The organism is Streptococcus mitis (assembly GCF_946188685.1).
In the GTDB taxonomy this organism is placed as follows: Bacteria; Bacillota; Bacilli; order Lactobacillales; family Streptococcaceae; genus Streptococcus; species Streptococcus mitis_CC.
Genome location: NZ_CAMHWH010000013.1, coordinates 21,298 through 45,289 on the forward strand (window position 1 = coordinate 21,298; position 23,992 = coordinate 45,289).

The window sequence follows — 23,992 nt, forward strand, 5'->3', positions numbered from 1 at the left end:
ATAGATGAAAACGCTTAAAAAGGGGTATCATGTTATGACAAAAACAATTGCAATCAATGCGGGAAGTTCAAGTTTGAAATGGCAACTTTATCAAATGCCAGAGGAAAAAGTTCTTGCTAAAGGTTTAATTGAACGGATTGGTTTGAAAGATTCTATTTCAACTGTAAAATTTGACGGCCGTTCTGAACAACAAATTTTGGATATCGAAAATCACACACAAGCTGTTAAAATCTTATTGGATGACTTGATTCGTTTCGATATTATCAAGGCTTATGATGAGATTACAGGTGTTGGACACCGTGTTGTTGCAGGTGGAGAATATTTTAAAGAATCAACAGTCGTTGAGGGAGATGTTTTAGAAAAAGTTGAAGAGTTGAGCTTGTTAGCTCCTCTCCACAATCCAGCCAATGCAGCAGGTGTTCGTGCCTTCAAGGAATTGTTGCCAGACATTACCAGTGTAGTTGTTTTTGATACTTCATTCCACACAACTATGCCAGAGAAAGCTTATCGCTATCCTCTACCAACAAAATATTACACAGAAAACAAGGTTCGTAAATATGGTGCCCACGGTACAAGTCACCAGTTTGTAGCAGGAGAAGCTGCAAAACTCTTGGGACGTCCATTAGAAGATTTGAAATTGATTACTTGCCACATCGGTAATGGTGCTTCTATTACAGCAGTTAAGGGTGGTCAATCTGTTGATACTTCAATGGGATTCACTCCACTTGGTGGTGTGATGATGGGAACTCGTACAGGGGATATTGACCCAGCTATCATTCCTTACTTAATGCAATATACAGAGGACTTTAACACGCCTGAAGACATTAGTCACGTTCTTAATCGTGAATCAGGACTGATGGGGGTTTCAGGTAAATCTAGTGATATGCGTGATGTGATTGCTGCTATGGAAGAAGGGGACCACGATGCCACTTTGGCTTATGAAATGTATGTTGACCGTATCCAAAAACATATCGGTCAATACCTTGCAGTCTTAAATGGAGCAGATGCTATTATCTTCACAGCAGGTATCGGTGAAAATGCAGCAAACGTACGTGAAGATGTTATCTCAGGTATCTCTTGGTTTGGCTGTGATGTTGATCCAGAAAAGAACGTCTTTGGTGTGACAGGAGACATCTCAACAGAGGCAGCGAAGATCCGTGTTTTGGTTATTCCAACTGATGAAGAGCTAGTTATTGCCCGTGACGTTGAACGTTTGAAAAAATAACTAAAATTAGAAAAAATATTCCGTACAAGGAGTTGGGAAAGTGATTTTTCCAGCTTCTTTTTCTGATGAAATTGTGCAAAACCTTGCTATGATTGGCTTTTTTGAAAAATATGGTATAATAGTAGTAATTTAATAGATGGAGTTGAGTTTTGAAGAAAAACTTTCGTGTAAAAAGAGAGAAAGATTTTAAGGCGATTTTCAAGGAGGGGACAAGTTTTGCCAATCGCAAGTTTGTTGTCTACCAACTAGAAAATCAGAAAAACCATTTTCGAGTAGGTCTATCAGTTAGCAAAAAACTGGGGAATGCCGTCACTAGAAATCAAATCAAGCGACGAATTAGACATATTATCCAGAATGCAAAAGGGAGTCTGGTAGAAGATGTCGACTTTGTTGTCATTGCTCGAAAAGGAGTCGAAACCTTGGGATACGCAGAGATGGAGAAAAATCTACTCCACGTATTAAAATTATCAAAGATTTACCAGGAAGGAAATGGGAGTGAAAAAGAAACTACAGTTGACTAGTTTGCTAGGACTGTCCCTATTGATCATGACAGCCTGTGCAACAAATGGGGCAACTAGCGATATTACAGCAGATTCGGCTGATTTTTGGAGTAAATTTGTTTACTTCTTTGCGGAAATCATTCGCTTTTTATCATTTGATATCAGTATCGGAGTGGGAATTATTCTCTTTACGGTCTTGATTCGTACACTGCTTTTGCCAGTCTTTCAAGTGCAAATGGTGGCTTCCAGAAAAATGCAGGAAGCTCAACCACGTATTAAGGCGCTTCGAGAACAATATCCAGGTCGAGATATGGAAAGCAGAACCAAGCTAGAGCAAGAAATGCGTAAAGTCTTTAAAGAAATGGGTGTCAGACAGTCAGATTCTCTTTGGCCGATTTTGATTCAGATGCCGGTTATCTTGGCCTTGTTCCAAGCTCTATCAAGAGTTGACTTTTTAAAGACAGGTCATTTCTTATGGATTAACCTTGGTGGTGTGGATACAACCCTTGTTCTTCCGATTTTAGCAGCTGTATTTACCTTTTTAAGTACTTGGTTGTCCAACCAAGCCTTGTCTGAGCGTAATGGCGCTACGACTGCGATGATGTATGGGATTCCAGTCTTGATCTTTATCTTTGCAGTTTATGCACCAGGTGGAGTCGCCCTATACTGGACAGTGTCCAATGCTTATCAAGTCTTGCAAACCTATTTCTTGAACAATCCATTCAAGATTATCGCAGAGCGCGAGGCGGTAGTTCAGGCACAGAAAGATTTGGAAAATAGAAAAAGAAAAGCCAAGAAAAAGGCTCAGAAAACGAAATAATAAGGAGGAATCTGGTAATGGTAGTATTTACAGGTTCAACTGTTGAAGAAGCAATCCAGAAAGGATTGAAAGAATTAGATATCCCAAGACTGAAGGCTCACATCAAAGTCATTTCTCGTGAAAAAAATGGCTTTCTTGGTTTATTTGGTAAAAAACCAGCTCAAGTTGATATTGAAGCTATTAGTGAAACAACGGTCATTAAAGCTAATCAGCAGGCTGTAAAGGGTGTTCCTAAAGAAATTAACGAACAAAATGAACCAGTCAAAACAGTCAGTCAAGCGACTGTTGATTTAGGGCATGTTGTAGAAGCAATTAAAAAGATTGAAGAAGAAGGCCAAGGGGTTTCTGATGAAGTTAAGGCTGAAATTTTGAAAAATGAAAAACATGCTAACACCATTTTAGAAGAAACTGGGCATATTGAGATTTTAAATGAATTACAGCTTGAAGAAGCTGGTTTCGGGGAAGAAGTAGAAACTCCTATTGTTGAGAGTCGAGCTGAACAAACTGAAAGTCAAGAATTAGAAGATTTGGGCTTAAAAGTGGAACCGAGCTTTGACATTGAACAAGTAGCTACGGAAGTAACGACTTATGTCCAAACAATCATTGATGATATGGATGTTGAGGCGACGATTTCAAATGATTATAACCGTCGTAGCATCAATTTACAAATTGATACCAATGAGCCAGGTCGTATTATCGGTTACCATGGCAAAGTTTTGAAGGCCTTACAACTATTGGCTCAAAATTATCTTTACAACCGCTATGCAAGGACCTTCTACATTACTATTAATGTCAATGATTATGTTGAACATCGTGCAGAAGTCTTGCAGACCTATGCTCAAAAATTGGCGACTCGTGTTTTAGAAGAAGGACGTAGTCATCAAACAGATCCTATGTCAAATAGTGAACGCAAGATTATTCATCGTATTATTTCACGTATGGATGGCGTGACTAGTTACTCTGAGGGTGATGAGCCAAATCGCTATGTCGTTGTAGATACAGAATAAACAAAATCAGGGTTCTCCTGATTTTTTGCTAGCTGGAGGAGATTAAATTAATGTTGAATAAGATAAGAGACTATTTAGACTTTGCTGGTTTGCAGTACCGTAATCCTGATAAGGCGGGAGCAGAGCGAGAGAAGATGCTGGCATTTCGCCACAAAGGTCAAGAGGCACGAAAGACTTTTACAGAACTGGCTAAAGCCTTTCAAGCAAGCCATCCAGAATGGCAACTCCAACAGACTAGCCAGTGGATGAATCAGGCGCAACGTTTACGACCACATTTTTGGGTTTATATACAGAGAGACGGACAAATGACAGAACCTATGTTGGCCCTTCGTTTGTATGGAGTACCCTCTGATTTTGGTGTCTCACTAGAAGTTAGTTTTATCGAGCGCAAGAAAGATGAGCAAACTTTGGAGAAACAAACCAAAGTATTAGAAGTTCCGGTGGTAGAAGGGATTTATTATCTGACCTACTCAGATGGTCAATGTCAACGGTGGGAGGCTACTGAGGAGAACCGTCAAATTTTAAGAAATAAACTATCCAATCAGGAAGTCCGAAAAGTTTTAGTGAAGATAGATGTTCCAGTGACAGATAATTCATCTGAAGAAGAAATCGTAGAAGCCCTACTGAAATCTTATGATAAAATTCTTCCGTTTTATCTAGCTACGAGAAAATAAGCTAATCATTAAAATATTATAAATCATACAGTCCAAGATTGAACAGTCCGATGTGTAATTCTTGGTCTTTTTGTTTGCGCTTTCAAAATATATAATAAAACTATAAAAACAATTCAAAAGGAGAACAATTATGGAAGTCATTTCAAGTGTTCTAAATTGGTTTTCTAGCAATATTTTGCAGAATCCCGCATTTTTCGTAGGTTTATTGGTGTTGATAGGATACGCACTTTTGAAAAAACCTGCCCATGACGTTTTCTCAGGGTTTGTTAAAGCAACAGTAGGGTATATGTTGCTCAACGTAGGTGCTGGTGGCTTGGTTACAACCTTCCGTCCTATCTTAGCAGCCCTTAACTACAAATTCCAAATTGGTGCAGCCGTTATCGACCCTTACTTTGGACTGGCTGCAGCAAACAACAAAATTGCAGCAGAGTTTCCAGATTTTGTCGGGACTGCAACTACAGCTCTATTGATTGGTTTTGGAATAAATATCTTACTTGTAGCTCTTCGTAAGATTACGAAGGTAAGAACCCTCTTTATTACTGGGCACATCATGGTACAACAAGCTGCAACCGTATCTCTTATGGTTCTATTCTTAGTCCCACAATTGCGCAATGCTTATGGTACAGCGGCAATCGGTATCATCTGTGGACTTTACTGGGCAGTTAGTTCAAATATGACTGTTGAAGCAACTCAACGCTTGACTGGTGGTGGTGGGTTTGCGATTGGTCACCAACAACAATTTGCAATCTGGTTTGTAGATAAAATAGCAGGACGCTTTGGCAAGAAAGAAGAAAGTTTAGATAATCTTAAATTACCTAAGTTTCTCTCAATCTTCCACGATACAGTTGTTGCATCTGCTACCTTGATGCTCGTTTTCTTTGGAGCCATTCTTTTAATCTTGGGTCCAGACATTATGTCTAATAAAGAAGTCATCACTTCAGGAACTCTATTCAATCCTGCTAAACAAGATTTCTTTATGTACATTATTCAAACAGCCTTTACCTTCTCAGTTTACTTGTTCGTTTTGATGCAAGGTGTCCGCATGTTCGTATCTGAGTTGACAAACGCCTTCCAAGGTATTTCAAACAAATTGTTGCCAGGCTCATTCCCAGCGGTTGACGTTGCAGCTTCTTATGGATTTGGTTCTCCAAACGCTGTCTTGTCAGGATTTGCCTTTGGTTTGATTGGTCAATTGATCACAATTGTCTTGCTCATCGTCTTTAAAAATCCGATTCTTATTATTACAGGATTTGTACCAGTGTTCTTTGACAATGCAGCCATTGCGGTCTACGCTGATAAACGCGGCGGATGGAAAGCGGCTGTTATCCTATCCTTCATCTCAGGTGTTCTCCAAGTTGCTTTAGGAGCTCTCTGTGTAGCTCTTCTTGATTTAGCATCTTATGGTGGTTACCATGGAAATATCGACTTTGAATTCCCATGGCTTGGATTTGGATATATCTTTAAATACCTTGGTATTGTTGGTTATGTACTTGTGTGTCTCTTCTTGCTTGTTATTCCTCAACTTCAATTTGCCAAAGCAAAAGATAAAGAGAAATATTACAACGGTGAAGTTCAAGAAGAAGCTTAGTATCTAGAAAAGGAGAAATAAAATGGTTAAAGTATTAGCAGCGTGCGGAAATGGAATGGGTTCATCAATGGTTATCAAGATGAAGGTTGAAAATGCTCTCCGTAAGCTTAATCAAACAGATTTTACAGTCAATTCATGCAGTGTCGGTGAAGCTAAAGGTTTAGCAGCAGGATATGATATCGTAATCGCTTCTCTTCATTTGATCCAAGAATTAGAAGGTCGGACTAATGGGAAGTTAATTGGGCTTGACAACTTGATGGATGATAAAGAAATCACTGAAAAACTCAGTCAAGCACTACAGTAAAAGGTTGGAGGGGGCTGGATAGAAACTGAGAGTTATCGTTTCTGTCCTTCTCCCTCTTTAAATAAAGGAGGCAGATATGAATTTAAAACAAGCTTTAATTGACAATGACTCGATCCGACTAGGTTTAGAGGCTCACGATTGGAAAGAAGCAGTCAAGGTAGCGGTAGATCCCTTGATTGAAAGTGGAGCAATTTTGCCAGAGTATTACGATGCTATTATCGAATCGACTGAAGAGTATGGCCCATACTATATCTTAATGCCAGGTATGGCTATGCCCCATGCTAGACCTGAAGCTGGAGTGCAAAGAGATGCCTTTTCATTGATCACCTTACAAAATCCTGTTGTATTTTCAGATGGGAAAGAAGTTTCAGTTTTGTTGGCACTAGCAGCAACAAGCTCAAAAATTCACACAAGTGTAGCCATTCCACAGATTATTGCCTTGTTTGAATTAGAAGATTCTATCGCACGTTTACAGGCTTGCCAGACTAAGGAAGATGTCTTGGCGATGATTGAAGAATCTAAGGATAGCCCTTATCTCGAGGGATTGGATTTGGAAAGTTAGAAAGAGGAATAAAGAGATGACAAAAAGAATACCTAATTTACAAGTTGCATTAGATCATTCAGACTTGCAAGGAGCGATTAAAGCAGCTGTTTCTGTTGGTCAGGAAGTAGATATTATCGAAGCTGGAACTGTTTGCTTATTACAAGTTGGAAGTGAACTGGTTGAAGTCTTGCGAAGCCTTTTTCCAGATAAGATTATTGTGGCAGACACAAAATGTGCCGATGCTGGTGGAACAGTTGCCAAAAATAATGCCGTTCGTGGTGCCGATTGGATGACTTGTATCTGTTGTGCAACTATCCCTACTATGGAAGCGGCTCTAAAGGCTATCACGGCTGAACGTGGAGACCGAGGCGAAATCCAGATTGAACTTTATGGCGATTGGACTTTTGAACAAGCTCAGCTTTGGCTAGATGCTGGTATCTCACAAGCTATTTATCATCAATCTCGTGATGCACTTCTTGCTGGTGAGACTTGGGGTGAAAAAGACCTTAATAAGGTTAAAAAACTCATCGACATGGGCTTCCGTGTGTCTGTAACAGGTGGTCTAGATGTAGATACTCTCAAACTATTTGAAGGCGTTGATGTCTTTACCTTCATCGCAGGTCGTGGAATTACAGAAGCTGCGGATCCAGCAGGAGCAGCGCGTGCCTTCAAGGATGAAATCAGACGAATTTGGGGGTAAACCATGGCACGTCCAATTGGAATTTATGAAAAGGCAACCCCGACACACTTTACTTGGCTAGAACGTTTAAATTTTGCCAAGGAGTTAGGCTTTGATTTTGTAGAGATGTCTATTGATGAACGTGACGAGCGTTTAGCAAGACTGGACTGGAGCAAGGACGAGCGTTTGGAAGTTGTCAAAGCAATCTATAAAACTGGTGTTCGTATTCCTTCTATCTGTTTTTCAGGCCATCGTCGCTACCCATTGGGATCAAATGATCCAGTTATAGAGGAAAAATCTCTAGAACTCATGAAAAAATGTATTGAATTAGCCCAAGACTTGGGAGTTCGTACTATTCAATTAGCTGGTTACGACGTTTATTATGAGGAAAAGTCACCCCAGACACGCCAACGTTTTATCAAAAATTTGAGAAAAGCTTGTGACTGGGCTGAAGAGGCTCAGGTGGTACTTGCTATTGAAATTATGGATGATCCTTTCATCAATAGCATCGAAAAATACTTGGCTGTAGAAAAAGAGATTGACTCTCCCTACCTCTTTGTATACCCAGATATTGGTAATGTATCTGCATGGCATAATGATGTCTACAGTGAATTTTATCTTGGGCATCATGCCATCGCAGCTCTCCATCTCAAGGATACTTATGCAGTGACAGAAAGTTCAAAGGGCCAGTTCCGAGATGTAACTTTTGGGCAAGGTTGTGTCAAATGGGAAGAAGCTTTCGATATTTTAAAACAAACCAATTATAATGGACCTTTCCTAATCGAAATGTGGTCTGAAAATTGTGAAACTGTAGAAGAAACACGTGAAGCTATTCAAGAGGCCCAAGCTTTTCTCTACCCACTAATTAAGAAAGTAGGTTTGATGTAAGATGAATCAAGTAATCAATGCTATGCGTAAACGAGTCTGTGATGCCAATCAATCATTGCCAAAACATGGACTTGTCAAATTTACCTGGGGGAATGTATCTGAAGTCGATCGCGAACTCGGTGTCATTGTTATCAAACCATCAGGCGTGGATTATGACGAATTGACACCTAAAAACATGGTAGTGACTGATCTAGATGGTAAGGTCCTAGAAGGGGATTTAAGGCCATCTTCGGACCTTCCAACTCATGTGCAGTTATATAAGGCTTGGCCAGAGATTGCTAGTGTGGTCCATACCCATTCGACAGAAGCTGTTGGTTGGGCTCAGGCAGGTCGTGATATTCCTTTCTATGGAACAACCCATGCGGATTATTTCTACGGTTCAATTCCTTGCGCCCGTAGTTTGACCAAGGATGAAGTAGAAGTAGCCTATGAAAAAGATACTGGTCTGGTCATCGTGGAAGAGTTTGAACGCCGTGGTCTAAACCCTGTTGAAGTACCAGGGATTGTCGTACGTAATCACGGTCCATTCACCTGGGGCAAAAATCCAGAGAATGCTGTCTATCACTCTGTTGTACTAGAGGAAGTGTCTAAGATGAATCGTTTCACAGAGCAAATCAATCCAAGAGTTGAACCTGCTCCCCAGTACATTCTAGAAAAGCACTACCAACGTAAACATGGACCAAATGCTTATTACGGTCAAAAGAAATAAGAAATTGAATTGAAAAGAGGCTAGGACCTTTCGATCCAAGCCTCGCTTTTGTAATTGTAAGTATTCGTTATTAAGAGACTACTGTTGATAATTGAAATGCGTTAGTGAATGTGATACTATTATAAAGTTGTTTTCAAGGCAGTTGATTGATAGAGGAGTATGAAATATGGTACTGGATAAGGCAAGTTGTGATTTACTTCAATATTTGATGGATCAAGAAACGTCCAAAACGATTATGGCGATTTCGAAAGATTTGAAAGAGTCAAGAAGGAAAATTTATTATCACATTGACAAAATCAATGCTGCTTTGGGTGACGAGGCGCTTCACATCATTAGTATTCCACGAATTGGTATTCACTTAACGGAAGAGCAGAGAGATGCTTGTTGTGAACTATTATCAGAAGTAGATTCGTATGATTATATCATGAGTGCGCATGAACGTATGATGATAATGTTACTATGGATAGGTATTTCTAAAGAACGTATTACGATTGAAAAATTGATGGAGTTAACAGAGGTGTCTAGGAATACTGTTCTCAATGATTTGAATAGTATTCGTTATCAACTAACTTTGGAACAATATCAGGTGACCTTGCAAGTGAGCAAGTCACAGGGATACCATCTTCATGCCCACCCTCTTAATAAAATTCAGTATCTTCAATCGCTTCTATATCATATTTTTATGGAAGAAAATGCCACTTTTGTATCTATTTTAGAAGATAAGATGAAAGAGAGGTTAGATGGTGAGTGTTTGCTTTCTGTTGAAATGAACCAATTTTTTAAGGAACAGGTTCCTTTAGTTGAACAAGATTTAGGGAAGAAAATAAATCATCATGAAGTAACTTTTATGTTGCAGGTGCTACCTTATTTGCTGTTAAGCTGTCATAATGTTGAACAGTATCAAGAAAGACATCAGGATATAGAGAAAGAATTTTCTTTGATAAGAAAAAGAATAGAGTATCAGGTGTCTAAGAAATTAGGAGAACGGTTGTTTCAAAAGTTTGAAATTTCTTTGTCAGAACTTGAAGTTTCTCTTGTAGCTGTTCTTCTCCTCTCCTATCGTAAAGATTTGGATATTCATGCAGAAAGTGATGATTTTCGGCAATTAAAACTTGCTTTAGAAGAATTTATCTGGTATTTTGAATCACAAATCCGAATGGAGATTGAGAACAAGGATGATTTGTTAAGAAATTTGATGATCCACTGTAAAGCCTTGTTATTTAGAAAGACTTACGGTATTTTTTCTAAAAATCCTCTAACAAAACAAATTCGATCCAAGTATGGAGAATTATTTTTAGTCACTAGAAAATCTGCGGAAATTTTAGAAGGAGCATGGTTTATTCGGCTAACAGACGATGATATTGCCTATTTGACGATTCATATTGGAGGATTTTTAAAGTATACACCATCGTCTCAAAAAAATATGAAAAAAGTTTATCTCGTTTGTGATGAAGGTGTTGCGGTTTCGAGACTTTTGCTGAAACAATGCAAACTTTATTTTCCAAATGAGCAAATTGGCACTGTATTTACAACAGAACAATTTAAGAGTGTGGAAGATATTGCACAAGTTGATGTAGTGATTACTACTAATGATGATTTGGATAGCAGATTTCCGATTTTAAGAGTTAATCCTATCCTTGAAGCAGAAGATATTTTGAAAATGCTAGACTATCTTAAACACAATATATTTCGTAATGAGAGCAAAAGTTTCAGTGAAAATCTTTCTAGTCTTATTTCGTCTTATATTGTAGACAGCAAGTTGGCTAGTAAGTTCCAAGAAGAGGTTCAAACACTTATAAATCAAGAAATAGTAGTTCAAGCTTTTTTGGAAGATATTTGAAGGACAGTCCAATGATGAACACAAACCTGTGTTTTTCTTGGTCTTTTTTAGTGTTTTGAAGGGTGGTATACTAGTTTCAAAGATAACAATTATATCCAAAGGAGGCAACATATGCCAAACGTCAAAGAAATTACAAGAGAGTCATGGATTTTAGCTACTTTCCCAGAGTGGGGAACATGGTTGAACGAAGAAATCGAAGAAGAAGTCGTACCTGAAGGCAATTTTGCCATGTGGTGGCTAGGCAACTGTGGTACTTGGATTAAGACACCAGGTGGTGCTAACGTTGTCATGGACCTTTGGTCAAACCGTGGAAAATCAACCAAAAAAGTGAAAGATATGGTTCGTGGGCACCAAATGGCAAATATGGCAGGTGTTCGTAAGTTGCAACCAAACTTGCGTGTTCAGCCAATGGTTATCGATCCATTTGCTATCAACGAACTAGACTATTACTTAGTTTCACACTTCCATAGTGATCATATCGACCCATACACAGCTGCAGCAATTCTCAACAATCCTAAGTTAGAGCATGTTAAGTTTATCGGTCCTTACCACTGTGGACGAATCTGGGAAGGATGGGGTGTTCCAAAAGAACGTATCATCGTTGTTAAACCAGGTGACACTATCGAATTAAAAGATATGAAGATTCATGCAGTAGAATCATTTGACCGTACTTGCTTGGTAACTCTCCCAGTGAACGGTGCTGATGAGACAGGCGGTGAACTTGCTGGCTTAGCTGTTACAGATGAAGAAATGGCTCAAAAGGCTGTTAACTATATCTTTGAAACACCAGGTGGAACCATCTATCATGGTGCAGATTCTCACTTCTCAAACTATTTTGCAAAACATGGTAAAGACTTTAAAATTGATGTTGCTTTGAATAACTATGGTGAAAATCCGGTAGGTATCCAAGATAAAATGACATCTATCGACCTTCTTCGTATGGCAGAAAATCTGCGTACCAAAGTCATTATCCCAGTTCACTATGATATCTGGTCTAACTTCATGGCTTCTACTAATGAGATTCTAGAACTTTGGAAAATGAGAAAAGATCGCTTGCAATACGATTTCCATCCATTTATCTGGGAAGTCGGCGGTAAGTACACTTATCCTCAAGATCAACACTTAGTAGAATACCATCATCCACGTGGTTTTGATGATTGTTTTGAACAAGACTCTAACATTCAATTTAAAGCTTTGCTATAATATAAAAATATTCTTTGGAGGTTATCCGTATGTTGCATGATACGGATAATTTTCATATAATAGTAAAATAGAATGTGTGATTCAATAATCACCTCAAATAGAAAGGAAATTCTATGTCAAATCTATCTGTTAATGCAATTCGTTTCCTAGGTATTGACGCCATTAATAAAGCCAACTCAGGTCACCCAGGTGTGGTTATGGGAGCAGCTCCGATGGCTTACAGCCTCTTTACAAAACAACTTCGTATCAATCCGGCTCAACCAAACTGGATTAACCGTGACCGCTTTATTCTTTCAGCAGGCCATGGTTCAATGCTCCTTTATGCCCTTCTTCATCTTTCTGGTTTTGAAGATGTCAGCATGGATGAGATCAAGAGCTTCCGTCAATGGGGTTCAAAAACACCAGGTCACCCAGAATTTGGCCATACAGCAGGAATTGATGCTACAACAGGTCCCCTAGGTCAAGGGATTTCAACTGCCACTGGTTTTGCCCAAGCAGAACGATTTTTGGCAGCCAAATATAATCGTGAAGGCTACAATATCTTTGACCACTATACTTATGTTATCTGTGGAGACGGAGACTTGATGGAAGGTGTCTCAAGCGAGGCGGCTTCATACGCAGGTCTGCAAAAACTAGACAAGTTGGTTGTTCTTTATGATTCAAATGATATCAACTTGGATGGTGAGACAAAGGATTCCTTTACAGAAAGTGTTCGTGACCGTTACAATGCCTACGGTTGGCATACTGCCTTGGTTGAAGATGGAACAGACTTGGGAGCTATTCATGCTGCTATCGAAACAGCTAAAGCTTCAGGCAAGCCATCTTTGATTGAAGTGAAGACGGTTATTGGATACGGTTCTCCAAACAAACAAGGAACTAATGCTGTACACGGTGCTCCTCTTGGAGCAGATGAAACTGCAGCAACTCGTCAAGCCCTTGGTTGGGACTACGAACCATTTGAAATCCCAGAACAAGTATATGCTGATTTCAAAGAACATGTTGCAGACCGTGGTGCATCAGCTTATCAAACTTGGACTAAATTAGTTGCTGACTATAAAGAGGCTCATCCAGAACTGGCTGCAGAAGTAGAAGCCATCATCGATGGACGTGATCCAGTTGAAGTGACTCCAGCAGACTTCCCAGCATTAGAAAATGGCTTCTCTCAAGCAACTCGTAACTCGAGTCAGGATGCTTTGAACGTTGTGGCAGCTAAGTTACCAACCTTCTTAGGTGGATCAGCTGACCTAGCTCACTCAAACATGACTTATATCAAGACTGACGGACTTCAAGACGATACTAATCGCTTGAACCGTAACATTCAGTTTGGTGTTCGTGAATTTGCAATGGGAACTATCTTGAACGGGATGGCCCTTCACGGTGGACTTCGTGTATACGGTGGAACTTTCTTCGTCTTCTCTGACTATGTGAAGGCAGCTGTTCGCTTGTCAGCCTTACAAGGACTTCCTGTGACTTATGTCTTTACCCACGATTCTATTGCGGTTGGGGAAGACGGTCCGACTCACGAACCAGTTGAGCACTTAGCAGGTCTTCGTGCTATGCCAAATCTAAATGTTTTCCGTCCAGCAGATGCGCGTGAAACGCAAGCGGCTTGGTACCTTGCAGTGACAAGTGAAAAAACACCAACTGCCCTTGTCTTGACACGTCAAAACTTGACTGTTGAAGAAGGAACAGACTTCGACAAGGTTGCAAAAGGTGCCTATGTTGTCTATGAAAATGCATCAGACTTTGATACCATCTTGATTGCGACAGGTTCAGAGGTTAATCTTGCTGTCTCAGCTGCCAAAGAATTGGCTAGTCAAGGTGCAAAAGTCCGCGTAGTCAGCATGCCATCTACAGATGTCTTTGATAAACAAGATGTGGCTTACAAGGAAGAAATTCTTCCAAATGAAGTTCGCCGTCGTGTTGCAGTCGAAATGGGTGCAACTCAAAACTGGTACAAATATGTTGGTCTTGATGGTGCCGTTCTAGGTATTGATACCTTCGGAGCCTCTGCCCCAGCACCAAAAGTATTGGCAGAATATGGCTTTACTGTTGAAAATCTTGTAAAAGTCGTTCAAAATTTGAAATAACCCTAAGAATCAGAGCGCAAGCTCTGGTTTTTCTTACTAGAAAAGCAAGGTACAATCTTGTAAAAGTAGCTGAAATTTGATATAGTAGTCCTATGTAAAAGACAAAGGAGAAGAAAATGAATCCAAATTATACATTTTTAATTATGCTTGTAGCGATGTTTGCCTTGATGTTCTTTATGCAACGCTCTCAAAAGAAACAAGCACAAAAACGTATGGAAAGCTTAAATAAACTACAAAAAGGCTATGAAGTGATTACAATCGGTGGACTTTACGGAACAGTCGATGAAGTAGATACTGAGAAGAGAACGATTGTTCTTGATGTAGATGGAGTTTACTTGACTTTTGAACTAGCTGCTATCAAGACCGTATTACCGCTGAAAGAAACAGCTTCACTAGAAGGCGCAATTGAAAAATAAGACGGGATTACTAACTCCCGTTTTTCTATAAAAGAAAGGAAATGGGATGAAAAAACTAGTTTTTGTCTGTCTGGGAAATATTTGCCGTAGTCCTATGGCCGAGTTTGTTATGAAATCAATGACAGATAATTATGAAATCCAAAGTCGAGCGACTTCCTCTTGGGAACATGGCAATCCGATTCATAAGGGAACTCAAGGGATTTTTCAACAGTATGAGATTCCTTATGAAAAAGGCAAGACATCGCTTCAGATTAGTAAGGAAGATTTTGAAGCCTTTGATTATATTATCGGCATGGATGCTTCAAATGTTTCTGACTTACGTCAGATGTGTCCAGCAGACTGTCAAGATAAGATTTACTCATTCGCATCTGAAAGTGTTCCAGATCCTTGGTATACAGGAGATTTTGAGGAAACCTATCGACGTGTTCAAGAGGGGTGTCAAGCATGGTTAGAACGTTTAGAGAAGGAGAATGAAGATGGAAAATCTTAAGAATTTTTACGAAAAGTATCGTGTCTATCTGACTCGTCCACGTTTAGAGCTTTTGGCAGTAGTTACCATTGTTTTTTGTGCCGTACTCGTCTTTTTTCTAAATATTCCCGGAAAAGGCGTTCTAAAGCTTGATAATGGAACGATTGTTTACGACGGCAGTCTTGTACGTGGTAAAATGAATGGCCAAGGAACCATTACCTTCCAAAATGGGGACCAATATACAGGTGGTTTCAACAATGGAGCCTTCAACGGAAAAGGTACCTTTCAATCTAAAGAAGGCTGGACCTACGAAGGCGATTTTGTAAATGGTCAGGCTGAAGGAAAAGGAAAACTAACAACAGAACAAGAAGTTGTTTATGAAGGGACTTTTAAACAAGGCGTTTTTCAACAAAAATAAAGCCTCCTTATCAAAGGAGGTATTGTTATCATCTAAAAGTAAGCGCTTACTAGAAAATCTATCTCTTTCCAAGTTCCTCTTCCAATCAAGCTTGTGAAATAAAAAAATATTTGAAATTCATTTCACAAACTCTAAAGAAAAAACTTGATAAGTAAAGAAAATGAGAAAAAATTCACAAACAATAAAAAATTCTTTGTGAAATGTTTATGAAACTGTTTACAAAGTTGAAATAATGCGTTATAATAAACTTGTGAAAAAATTAACAAAGGATATCGATCCTTGAAAGCTATGGAGGAAAATATGGCTGATAAAAAAACTGTGACACCAGAGGAAAAGAAACTCGCTGCTGAGAAGCATGTTGATGGATTGGTGCAAAAAGCTCTAGTTGCCCTTGAGGAAATGCGTAAACTCGACCAAGAACAGGTTGACTATATCGTAGCTAAAGCGTCAGTGGCAGCTTTGGATGCCCACGGAGAATTGGCTATACATGCCTATGAAGAAACAGGACGTGGTGTATTTGAAGATAAAGCAACTAAGAACTTGTTTGCTTGTGAACACGTAGTAAACAACATGCGTCACACTAAGACAGTTGGCGTTATCGAAGAAGACGATGTAACAGGTTTGACTCTTATCGCAGAACCAGTTGGTGTTGTCTGTGGTATCACTCCAACAACAAACCCAACATCAACAGCAATCTTCAAATCATTGATTTCATTGAAGACACGTAACCCAATCGTCTTTGCTTTCCATCCATCAGCACAAGAATCATCTGCTCATGCAGCTCGTATCGTTCGCGATGCAGCTATCGCAGCTGGAGCTCCTGAAAACTGCGTACAGTGGATCACTGAACCATCTATGGAAGCAACAAGTGCCCTTATGAACCACGAAGGTGTTGCAACAATCCTTGCAACAGGTGGTAATGCCATGGTTAAAGCGGCGTACTCATGTGGTAAACCAGCTCTTGGGGTAGGTGCCGGAAACGTTCCAGCTTATGTTGAAAAATCAGCAAACATCCGTCAAGCAGCACACGATATCGTTATGTCTAAATCATTTGATAATGGTATGGTCTGTGCATCTGAACAAGCGGTTATCATTGATAAAGAAATTTATGATGAATTTGTAGCAGAGTTCAAATCATATCACACTTACTTTGTAAACAAAAAAGAAAAAGCACTTCTTGAAGAATTCTGCTTCGGCGTGAAAGCAAATAGCAAAAACTGTGCTGGTGCAAAATTGAACGCTGACATCGTTGGTAAACCAGCAACCTGGATTGCAGAACAAGCAGGATTTACAGTTCCAGAAGGAACAAACATTCTTGCTGCAGAATGTAAAGAAGTTGGCGAAAATGAGCCATTGACTCGTGAAAAATTATCACCAGTTATCGCAGTTTTGAAATCTGAAAGCCGTGAAGATGGTATTACTAAGGCTCGTCAAATGGTTGAATTTAACGGTCTTGGCCACTCAGCAGCTATCCACACAGCTGATGAAGAATTGACTAAAGAATTTGGTAAAGCTGTTAAAGCTATTCGTGTTATCTGTAACTCACCTTCTACTTTCGGTGGTATCGGGGACGTTTACAATGCCTTCTTGCCATCATTGACACTTGGATGTGGTTCTTACGGACGCAACTCAGTTGGGGATAACGTTAGTGCCATTAACCTCTTGAATATCAAAAAAGTCGGAAGACGGAGAAATAACATGCAATGGATGAAACTTCCTTCAAAAACATACTTTGAACGTGATTCAATTCAATACCTTCAAAAATGTCGTGACGTTGAACGTGTCATGATCGTTACTGACCATGCCATGGTAGAGCTTGGTTTCCTTGATCGTATCATCGAGCAACTTGATCTTCGTCGCAATAAGGTTGTTTACCAAATCTTTGCTGATGTAGAACCAGATCCAGATATCACAACTGTAAACCGTGGTACTGAGATTATGCGTGCCTTCAAACCAGATACAATCATTGCTCTTGGTGGTGGATCTCCAATGGATGCTGCTAAAGTAATGTGGCTCTTCTACGAACAACCAGAAGTGGACTTCCGTGACCTTGTTCAAAAATTCATGGATATCCGTAAACGTGCCTTCAAATTCCCATTACTTGGTAAGAAGACTAAATTCATCGCAATCCCAACAACATCTGGTACAGGATCTGAAGTAACACCATTTGCCGTTATCTCTGATAAAGCAAATAACCGTAAATATCCAATCGCTGACTACTCATTGACACCAACCGTGGCAATCGTAGACCCTGCCTTGGTATTGACAGTTCCTGGAGTTGTTGCTGCGGACACTGGTATGGACGTATTGACTCACGCGACTGAAGCTTACGTATCACAAATGGCTAGCGACTACACTGACGGACTTGCACTTCAAGCCATCAAGCTTGTATTCGAAAACCTTGAAAGCTCAGTTAAGAATGCAGACTTCCACTCACGTGAGAAAATGCATAACGCTTCAACAATCGCTGGTATGGCCTTTGCCAATGCCTTCCTAGGTATTTCTCACTCAATGGCCCATAAGATTGGTGCGCAATTCCACACAATCCACGGTCGTACAAATGCAATCTTGCTTCCATACGTTATCCGTTACAACGGTACTCGCCCAGCTAAGACAGCTACATGGCCTAAGTACAACTACTACCGTGCAGACGAGAAATATCAAGATATCGCTCGTATGCTTGGACTTCCAGCTTCTACACCAGAAGAAGGGGTTGAATCTTTTGCAAAAGCTGTTTACGAACTCGGTGAGCGCGTAGGTATCCAAATGAACTTCAAAGCACAAGGTGTTGACGAAAAAGAATGGAAAGAACATTCACGTGAATTAGCCTTCCTTGCTTATGAAGACCAATGTTCACCTGCAAACCCACGTCTTCCAATGGTTGACCATATGCAAGAAATCATCGAAGATTCTTACTATGGTTACAAAGAAAGACCAGGACGCCGTAAATAATTGTTATCAGCCTAGAGGCAGGAATTTCCTGTCTCTTTTTTGTAAAATTGGAAGATTGAAAATAATTTTTAGCTTTTCACTTTTCATTTTAAAAGGAAACCGGTAAATGACTAGGTAGACAAAGAAAGACAGTAGTATAGGCTTTCAAAGGAGAAAGAAAAATAAGTGAGGTGTAGACAAAAAACAACGCCCGTACTTGCAATTTAACTCAAATAGTTATATAATAGGTTTGTTGAAAGGTGATTTGTAGTGATTCAAGTTACTCTTTTCACAATAAAATTTTCATGATTTTCATAAGGAGGAAATCACTAATGGTAGTTAAAGTTGGTATTAACGGTTTCGGACGTATCGGTCGTCTTGCTTTCCGCCGTATCCAAAACGTAGAAGGTGTTGAAGTTACTCGCATCAACGACCTTACAGATCCAGTTATGCTTGCACACTTGTTGAAATATGACACAACTCAAGGTCGTTTCGACGGAACTGTGGAAGTTAGAGAAGGTGGATTTGAAGTTAACGGTAAATTCATCCGTGTTTCTGCTGAACGTGATCCAGAACAAATCGACTGGGCTAACGACGGTGTAGAAATCGTTCTTGAAGCTACTGGTTTCTTTGCTAAGAAAGCAGCTGCTGAAAAACACTTGCACCCAGGTGGAGCTAAGAAAGTTGTTATTACTGCTCCTGGTGGAAACGACGTTAAAACAGTTGTATTCAACACTAACCACGATGTTCTTGACGGTACTGAAACAGTTATCTCAGGTGCTTCATGTACTACAAACTGCTTGGCTCCTATGGCTAAAGCTCTTCAAGACAACTTTGGTGTTGTTGAAGGATTGATGACTACTATCCACGCTTACACTGGTGACCAAATGATCCTTGACGGACCACACCGTGGTGGTGACCTTCGCCGTGCTCGCGCTGGTGCTGCAAACATCGTTCCTAACTCAACTGGTGCTGCAAAAGCTATCGGTCTTGTAATTCCAGAATTGAACGGTAAACTTGACGGATCTGCACAACGCGTTCCAACTCCAACTGGATCAGTTACTGAATTGGTAGCTGTTCTTGAAAAGAACGTTACTGTTGATGAAGTGAACGCAGCTATGAAAGCAGCTTCAAACGAATCATACGGTTACACAGAAGATCCAATCGTATCTTCAGATATCGTAGGTATGTCTTACGGTTCATTGTTTGACGCAACTCAAACTAAAGTTCTTGACGTTGACGGTAAACAATTGGTTAAAGTTGTATCATGGTACGACAACGAAATGTCATACACTGCACAACTTGTTCGTACTCTTGAATACTTCGCAAAAATCGCTAAATAATTCTTGAGTCGATAAAAAGCAAGGCCTCATGGTCTTGCTTTTCTTATATGGAAAAATGGATGACGCAATCATCCATTCTTTTTTAACTCTTTTTCAAATGTATCTGAAAGAGCATTGAAGCTTAATTTCTCTAATGTAAGCGGATGGGTAAAGGACAGTAGAAAAGCGTGGAGCATAAGCCGACTTGTTTTTGATTTACTATTATAGAGAGGGTCGCCTGAAATAGGGAAGTTATGATGCGAAAGGTGCACACGAATCTGATGGGTTCGCCCTGTCTTTAGTTTGCAACGAACCAAGGAAGTTTTGTTTGGATATTGCTTTAATCTGCTTACCTGCGTTTCAGCATATTGTCCATTTTTTGTATCAACTATTCGCTTTCTGCGATCATGGCGATCACGTCCGATTTTGTCCCTGAAAACAAGCTCTTTGCTGCTGATATTTCCATCAACTAGTGCCCAGTATTCCCTAGAAATCTCTTTTTTCTCCAGTAAGCGATTGAGAATAGGCAGGATAAAAGGATTTTTGGCAAAGAGAACCAAACCACTGGTTTCCATGTCCAGACGATGAACGACATAGCAGGTTTGGCCAACATAGGCACTGACATGGTTAAGAAGGGCGATTTCGTTTGGCTGATTACCATGCGTTTTCATCCCCTCTGGTTTGTTGACAATAATCAAGTGTTGATCTTGATAAACCTCTTGAACGAGGTCAGGATTACCCCAAGGGATTTCTTTTTCGGGATAATCTTCCTCGTCAAAAGTTAACTGGCAAATATCTCCAGGATTTATGATTTCGTTCCAGTGAACTTCATCTTGATTTATCAAAATATGTTTCTTGATTCTCAAAAAATGACGGATTTTTCTAGGGATGAGGAGTTGTTCCTCAAGTAATTGCTTTACCGTCATTTGAGGTAGAGAGTCTGGTAATGTAAATGTGAATTGCATACAGATATTGTAACAAAAAAAGCCCTATTTGGATAGGAAATAGCTAAATTCTTGTCTTCCTATGATGAAGATGATAAAATAAACGCATGAAATTAGATAAATTATTTGAGAAATTTCTTTCTCTTTTTAAAAAAGAAACAAGTGAACTAGGGGATTCTGATTCTACTAGCTTACGTCGCTCTCGTAGTGATCGAAAAAAATTAGCCCAAATAGGTCCAATTAGAAAATTCTGGCGTCGCTATCATCTAACAAAGATTGTCCTTATACTAGGTTTGAGTGCAGGCTTGCTAGTTGGAACCTATTTATTCGCTGTAGCCAAATCAACCAATGTTAACGATTTGCAAAATGCCTTGAAAACTCGAACTCTCATTTTTGACCGTGAAGAAAAAGAGGCTGGTGCCTTGTCTGGTCAAAAGGGAACCTACGTTGAACTGACTGACATCAGTAAAAACTTGCAGAATGCCGTTATTGCGACAGAAGACCGTTCTTTCTATAAAAACGACGGGATTAACTATGGACGCTTCTTCTTGGCTATTGTAACTGCTGGTCGTTCAGGTGGTGGCTCTACTATTACCCAACAGCTGGCTAAAAATGCCTATCTGTCGCAGGATCAAACTGTTGAGAGAAAAGCGAAAGAATTTTTCCTTGCTTTAGAATTAACCAAAAAATATAGTAAGGATCAAATTCTAACCATGTACCTTAACAACGCTTATTTTGGAAATGGTGTGTGGGGTGTAGAAGATGCGAGTAAGAAATACTTTGGAGTTTCTGCATCAGAAGTGAGTTTAGATCAAGCTGCTACTCTGGCAGGGATGCTCAAAGGGCCGGAACTGTATAATCCCTTGAATTCTGTAGAAGATTCTACCAATCGGCGTGATACTGTCTTGCAAAATATGGTTGCAGCGGGTTACATTGATAAAAACCAAGAAACCGAAGCTGCAGAAATTGATATGACTTCGCAATTGCACGATAAGTATGAAGGAAAAATCTCAGATTACCGCTATCCTTCTTACTTTGATGCGGTGGTTAACGAAGCCGTTTCCAAGTACAATCTAACAGAGGAAGAAATTGTCAATAATGGCTACCGCATTTACACAGAGCTGGACCAAAACTACCAAGCAAATATGCAGGTTGTCTATGAAAATATAGCTCTATTTCCTAGGGCAGAGGATGGAACATTTGCTCAATCAGGAAGTGTAGCTCTCGAACCGAAAACAGGGGGAGTTCGTGGAGTTGTCGGTCAAGTTGCTGACAATGATAAAACTGGATTCCGGAATTTCAACTATGCAACTCAATCAAAACGTAGTCCTGGTTCTACAATTAAGCCTTTAGTTGTTTATACGCCAGCAGTTGAAGCAGGTTGGGCTTTGAATAAGCAATTGGATAACCATACCATGCAGTACGACAGCTATAAGGTTGATAACTATGCAGGGATCAAAACGAGTCGAGAAGTTCCTATGTATCAAGCCTTGGCAGAGTCGCTTAATCTACCTGCTGTTGCCACTGTTAATGATTTGGGCGTCGACAAGGCTTTTGAGGCAGGCGAAAAATTCGGACTCAACATGGGAAAGGTCGACCGTGTTCTTGGTGTCGCCTTGGGAAGTGGTGTCGAAACCAATCCTCTGCAAATGGCTCAAGCATATGCTGCCTTTGCAAATGAAGGTTTAATGCCTGAAGCTCATTTTATTAGTAGAATTGAAAATGCTAGTGGACAAGTTATTGCAAGCCATAAAAATTCACAAAAACGGGTGATTGATAAGTCTGTAGCTGATAAGATGACCAGTATGATGTTGGGGACATTCACCAACGGTACCGGTATTAGTTCATCGCCTGCAGATTATGTAATGGCAGGAAAAACTGGTACAACTGAAGCGGTTTTCAATCCAGAATATACAAGTGATCAGTGGGTAATTGGTTATACTCCGGATGTAGTGATTAGTCACTGGCTTGGTTTCCCGACGACTGATGAAAATCACTATCTAGCTGGCTCTACTTCAAACGGTGCAGCCCATGTCTTTAGAAACATTGCCAATACCATTTTACCTTATACACCAGGAAGTACCTTTACGGTTGAAAATGCCTATAAGCAAAATGGAATTGCACCAGCCAATACAAGAAATCAAGTGCAGAGTAATGAAACGAATCAGACGGATGATACCCTTTCTGATATTAGAAGTCGTGCGCAAAATCTGGTAGATGAGGCCAGCCGTGCTATCTCGGATGCGAAGATTAAGGAAAAGGCTCAAACGATATGGGATTCGGTAGTCAATCTATTTCGTTAAGATGCTTGTCAAAGCCTAGCTTTCTTGTTATAATAGACAAGATGGAGGCGTTATGGCACTAAAAAAAGCAAGTCTAGCTTGTGCGGTTTGTGGTTCAAGAAACTATTCAATTAAGATCAGCGGAAACCCCAAGCCAACACGACTAGAAGTAAATAAATTTTGTAAACATTGTGGTAAGTACACTACACACAGAGAAACGAGATAGGAGAGAGCGATGCGTTTTATTGGAGATATTTTTAGACTTCTTAAAGACACAACATGGCCAACTCGCAAGGAAAGCTGGAGGGATTTTCGTTCTATCATGGAATACACAGCTTTCTTTGTAGTAATTATTTACATTTTTGACCAGTTGATTGTTTCAGGTTTGATTCGATTTATTAACATTTTTTAGAAGGCTAGTGGAGTTATTTACACTAGAGATCTTCTATTATGAAAGGAAATATCATGGATAGTTTTGATAAAGGGTGGTTTGTTTTACAAACTTATTCTGGTTATGAAAATAAGGTAAAAGAAAATCTATTACAGCGTGCACAAACCTACAACATGTTGGATAATATTCTACGCGTTGAAATTCCAACACAAACAGTGCAAGTTGAAAAGAATGGAAAGAGAAAAGAAGTGGAAGAAAATCGCTTTCCAGGTTATGTTCTTGTAGAAATGGTCATGACAGATGAAGCTTGGTTTGTTGTTCGAAACACACCAAACGTTACAGGATTCGTCGGATCTCACGGAAATAGATCAAAACCAACTCCATTATTGGAACAAGAAATCCGTGATATCTTGGTTTCTATGGGACAAACTGTACAAGAGTTTGATATCGATGTTGAAGTTGGTCAAACTGTACGTATTATTGATGGTGCCTTTGCAGATTATACTGGTAAGATTATAGAGATTGATAACAATAAAGTGAAGATGATTATCTCTATGTTTGGTAATGACACAGTTGCAGAAGTAAACCTAAATCAAATTGCAGAATTATAACCCTGAGAGAGGCGTGTCCTCTCTTTTTTGTGCAGTTTAGACGGTGTAGGGAACAGAATGGGGGAAATGGGACAAAAGTGTTTCTGAATCTGTTAAACTGTATCTAGAAAGGGGAACATTATGATTAAAGAATTATA

The 23,992-nt window shown here is 39.7% G+C and carries 24 protein-coding genes; 23 read left to right on the forward strand and 1 reads right to left on the reverse strand.

Annotated elements, in window-relative coordinates; genetic code table 11:
- Nucleotides 1–34 precede the first annotated feature (34 nt).
- From N8N51_RS09865 to gap, 19 genes are all read left to right on the forward strand, one after another.
- On the forward strand, nt 35–1,225 hold the full coding sequence (locus tag N8N51_RS09865; RefSeq protein WP_049544477.1) for an acetate kinase: 1,191 nt from the start codon (nt 35–37) through the stop codon (nt 1,223–1,225).
- 149 nt (nt 1,226–1,374) lie between these two features.
- Entirely contained in the window at nt 1,375–1,746 is a 372-nt protein-coding gene (gene rnpA, locus N8N51_RS09870; protein ID WP_000739245.1) for a ribonuclease P protein component, read from the forward strand.
- Entirely contained in the window at nt 1,721–2,545 is an 825-nt protein-coding gene (locus tag N8N51_RS09875) for a membrane protein insertase YidC (RefSeq protein ID WP_204372668.1), read from the forward strand. The genes rnpA and N8N51_RS09875 overlap by 26 nt, the downstream gene beginning before the upstream one ends.
- Nucleotides 2,546–2,562: 17 nt before the next feature.
- Nucleotides 2,563–3,552 carry an RNA-binding cell elongation regulator Jag/EloR gene (jag, locus tag N8N51_RS09880; RefSeq protein WP_000260003.1) on the forward strand — a complete coding sequence of 330 codons (990 nt, stop codon included), beginning with the start codon at nt 2,563–2,565 and terminating at the stop codon, nt 3,550–3,552.
- A gap of 50 nt (nt 3,553–3,602) precedes the next feature.
- Nucleotides 3,603–4,226 (forward strand): ribonuclease P, encoded by a 624-nt coding sequence (locus tag N8N51_RS09885; protein WP_261104108.1) that lies wholly within the window; start codon nt 3,603–3,605, stop codon nt 4,224–4,226.
- Nucleotides 4,227–4,356: 130 nt separating this feature from the next.
- On the forward strand, nt 4,357–5,814 hold the full coding sequence (locus N8N51_RS09890; protein WP_000452073.1) for a PTS ascorbate transporter subunit IIC: 1,458 nt from the start codon (nt 4,357–4,359) through the stop codon (nt 5,812–5,814).
- A 22-nt stretch (nt 5,815–5,836) separates the two neighbouring features.
- A complete protein-coding gene (locus tag N8N51_RS09895) occupies nt 5,837–6,118 on the forward strand; it encodes a PTS sugar transporter subunit IIB (protein ID WP_000241466.1) in 282 nt (93 codons plus the stop codon).
- Nucleotides 6,119–6,194: 76 nt separating this feature from the next.
- On the forward strand, nt 6,195–6,680 hold the full coding sequence (locus N8N51_RS09900) for a PTS sugar transporter subunit IIA (protein ID WP_050243351.1): 486 nt from the start codon (nt 6,195–6,197) through the stop codon (nt 6,678–6,680).
- Between the two features lie 16 nt (nt 6,681–6,696).
- Entirely contained in the window at nt 6,697–7,362 is a 666-nt protein-coding gene (locus N8N51_RS09905; RefSeq protein WP_049550772.1) for a 3-keto-L-gulonate-6-phosphate decarboxylase UlaD, read from the forward strand.
- 3 nt (nt 7,363–7,365) lie between these two features.
- A complete protein-coding gene (locus N8N51_RS09910) occupies nt 7,366–8,229 on the forward strand; it encodes an L-ribulose-5-phosphate 3-epimerase (RefSeq protein ID WP_261104109.1) in 864 nt (287 codons plus the stop codon).
- A gap of 1 nt (nt 8,230) precedes the next feature.
- Nucleotides 8,231–8,938, forward strand: coding sequence for an L-ribulose-5-phosphate 4-epimerase (locus tag N8N51_RS09915; protein ID WP_261104110.1), 708 nt, complete (start codon nt 8,231–8,233; stop codon nt 8,936–8,938).
- A gap of 166 nt (nt 8,939–9,104) precedes the next feature.
- A complete protein-coding gene (locus tag N8N51_RS09920) occupies nt 9,105–10,778 on the forward strand; it encodes a BglG family transcription antiterminator (RefSeq protein ID WP_000242091.1) in 1,674 nt (557 codons plus the stop codon).
- A gap of 111 nt (nt 10,779–10,889) precedes the next feature.
- Nucleotides 10,890–11,981 carry an L-ascorbate 6-phosphate lactonase gene (gene ulaG, locus N8N51_RS09925; RefSeq protein ID WP_001134226.1) on the forward strand — a complete coding sequence of 364 codons (1,092 nt, stop codon included), beginning with the start codon at nt 10,890–10,892 and terminating at the stop codon, nt 11,979–11,981.
- A 113-nt stretch (nt 11,982–12,094) separates the two neighbouring features.
- Entirely contained in the window at nt 12,095–14,071 is a 1,977-nt protein-coding gene (gene tkt, locus N8N51_RS09930) for a transketolase (RefSeq protein WP_261104111.1), read from the forward strand.
- 116 nt (nt 14,072–14,187) lie between these two features.
- Nucleotides 14,188–14,487 (forward strand): preprotein translocase subunit YajC, encoded by a 300-nt coding sequence (yajC, locus tag N8N51_RS09935; RefSeq protein ID WP_004257425.1) that lies wholly within the window; start codon nt 14,188–14,190, stop codon nt 14,485–14,487.
- Between the two features lie 46 nt (nt 14,488–14,533).
- The gene (locus tag N8N51_RS09940) at nt 14,534–14,977 is read left to right on the forward strand and encodes a low molecular weight protein-tyrosine-phosphatase (protein WP_261104112.1); all 444 of its coding nucleotides are present in this window, start codon (nt 14,534–14,536) and stop codon (nt 14,975–14,977) included.
- Nucleotides 14,964–15,374 carry an MORN repeat-containing protein gene (locus tag N8N51_RS09945; RefSeq protein WP_020902388.1) on the forward strand — a complete coding sequence of 137 codons (411 nt, stop codon included), beginning with the start codon at nt 14,964–14,966 and terminating at the stop codon, nt 15,372–15,374. Before N8N51_RS09940 ends, N8N51_RS09945 begins: the two co-directional genes overlap by 14 nt.
- Before the next feature lie 300 nt (nt 15,375–15,674).
- Nucleotides 15,675–18,326, forward strand: coding sequence for a bifunctional acetaldehyde-CoA/alcohol dehydrogenase (gene adhE, locus N8N51_RS09950; protein ID WP_261104113.1), 2,652 nt, complete (start codon nt 15,675–15,677; stop codon nt 18,324–18,326).
- A gap of 311 nt (nt 18,327–18,637) precedes the next feature.
- Nucleotides 18,638–19,648: a type I glyceraldehyde-3-phosphate dehydrogenase gene (gap, locus tag N8N51_RS09955; RefSeq protein ID WP_049492462.1), complete on the forward strand. Its 1,011-nt coding sequence runs from the start codon at nt 18,638–18,640 to the stop codon at nt 19,646–19,648.
- A gap of 68 nt (nt 19,649–19,716) precedes the next feature.
- Here gap and N8N51_RS09960 read toward each other — a convergent pair whose 3' ends face one another.
- The gene (locus N8N51_RS09960; protein ID WP_314725857.1) at nt 19,717–20,592 is read right to left on the reverse strand and encodes an RluA family pseudouridine synthase; all 876 of its coding nucleotides are present in this window, start codon (nt 20,590–20,592) and stop codon (nt 19,717–19,719) included.
- 86 nt (nt 20,593–20,678) lie between these two features.
- On the opposite strand from N8N51_RS09960, the gene pbp2a reads away from it, so the two are divergent.
- The 4 genes from pbp2a to nusG are packed head-to-tail and all read left to right on the forward strand — an operon-like array spanning nt 20,679 to nt 23,855.
- The gene (pbp2a, locus tag N8N51_RS09965) at nt 20,679–22,874 is read left to right on the forward strand and encodes a penicillin-binding protein PBP2A (protein ID WP_261078133.1); all 2,196 of its coding nucleotides are present in this window, start codon (nt 20,679–20,681) and stop codon (nt 22,872–22,874) included.
- Between the two features lie 52 nt (nt 22,875–22,926).
- The gene (rpmG, locus tag N8N51_RS09970) at nt 22,927–23,079 is read left to right on the forward strand and encodes a 50S ribosomal protein L33 (RefSeq protein ID WP_001809375.1); all 153 of its coding nucleotides are present in this window, start codon (nt 22,927–22,929) and stop codon (nt 23,077–23,079) included.
- Between the two features lie 9 nt (nt 23,080–23,088).
- Nucleotides 23,089–23,265, forward strand: coding sequence for a preprotein translocase subunit SecE (gene secE / locus N8N51_RS09975; RefSeq protein ID WP_001210991.1), 177 nt, complete (start codon nt 23,089–23,091; stop codon nt 23,263–23,265).
- A 53-nt stretch (nt 23,266–23,318) separates the two neighbouring features.
- The gene (gene nusG / locus N8N51_RS09980; RefSeq protein WP_049486629.1) at nt 23,319–23,855 is read left to right on the forward strand and encodes a transcription termination/antitermination protein NusG; all 537 of its coding nucleotides are present in this window, start codon (nt 23,319–23,321) and stop codon (nt 23,853–23,855) included.
- The last annotated feature ends 137 nt before the right edge of the window (nt 23,856–23,992 follow it).

Bases quoted from the DNA above. Each gene is read 5' to 3' on its own strand.
- N8N51_RS09865 (WP_049544477.1), top strand. From the start codon at position 35: ATGACAAAAACAATTGCAATCAATGCGGGAAGTTCAAGTTTGAAATGG.
- jag (WP_000260003.1), top strand. From the start codon at position 2,563: ATGGTAGTATTTACAGGTTCAACTGTTGAAGAAGCAATCCAGAAAGGA.
- N8N51_RS09885 (WP_261104108.1), top strand. From the start codon at position 3,603: ATGTTGAATAAGATAAGAGACTATTTAGACTTTGCTGGTTTGCAGTAC.
- N8N51_RS09890 (WP_000452073.1), top strand. From the start codon at position 4,357: ATGGAAGTCATTTCAAGTGTTCTAAATTGGTTTTCTAGCAATATTTTG.
- N8N51_RS09895 (WP_000241466.1), top strand. From the start codon at position 5,837: ATGGTTAAAGTATTAGCAGCGTGCGGAAATGGAATGGGTTCATCAATG.
- N8N51_RS09900 (WP_050243351.1), top strand. From the start codon at position 6,195: ATGAATTTAAAACAAGCTTTAATTGACAATGACTCGATCCGACTAGGT.
- N8N51_RS09905 (WP_049550772.1), top strand. From the start codon at position 6,697: ATGACAAAAAGAATACCTAATTTACAAGTTGCATTAGATCATTCAGAC.
- N8N51_RS09910 (WP_261104109.1), top strand. From the start codon at position 7,366: ATGGCACGTCCAATTGGAATTTATGAAAAGGCAACCCCGACACACTTT.
- N8N51_RS09915 (WP_261104110.1), top strand. From the start codon at position 8,231: ATGAATCAAGTAATCAATGCTATGCGTAAACGAGTCTGTGATGCCAAT.
- N8N51_RS09920 (WP_000242091.1), top strand. From the start codon at position 9,105: ATGGTACTGGATAAGGCAAGTTGTGATTTACTTCAATATTTGATGGAT.
- ulaG (WP_001134226.1), top strand. From the start codon at position 10,890: ATGCCAAACGTCAAAGAAATTACAAGAGAGTCATGGATTTTAGCTACT.
- tkt (WP_261104111.1), top strand. From the start codon at position 12,095: ATGTCAAATCTATCTGTTAATGCAATTCGTTTCCTAGGTATTGACGCC.
- yajC (WP_004257425.1), top strand. From the start codon at position 14,188: ATGAATCCAAATTATACATTTTTAATTATGCTTGTAGCGATGTTTGCC.
- N8N51_RS09940 (WP_261104112.1), top strand. From the start codon at position 14,534: ATGAAAAAACTAGTTTTTGTCTGTCTGGGAAATATTTGCCGTAGTCCT.
- N8N51_RS09945 (WP_020902388.1), top strand. From the start codon at position 14,964: ATGGAAAATCTTAAGAATTTTTACGAAAAGTATCGTGTCTATCTGACT.
- adhE (WP_261104113.1), top strand. From the start codon at position 15,675: ATGGCTGATAAAAAAACTGTGACACCAGAGGAAAAGAAACTCGCTGCT.
- gap (WP_049492462.1), top strand. From the start codon at position 18,638: ATGGTAGTTAAAGTTGGTATTAACGGTTTCGGACGTATCGGTCGTCTT.
- N8N51_RS09960 (WP_314725857.1), bottom strand. From the start codon at position 20,592: ATGCAATTCACATTTACATTACCAGACTCTCTACCTCAAATGACGGTA.
- pbp2a (WP_261078133.1), top strand. From the start codon at position 20,679: ATGAAATTAGATAAATTATTTGAGAAATTTCTTTCTCTTTTTAAAAAA.
- rpmG (WP_001809375.1), top strand. From the start codon at position 22,927: ATGGCACTAAAAAAAGCAAGTCTAGCTTGTGCGGTTTGTGGTTCAAGA.
- secE (WP_001210991.1), top strand. From the start codon at position 23,089: ATGCGTTTTATTGGAGATATTTTTAGACTTCTTAAAGACACAACATGG.
- nusG (WP_049486629.1), top strand. From the start codon at position 23,319: ATGGATAGTTTTGATAAAGGGTGGTTTGTTTTACAAACTTATTCTGGT.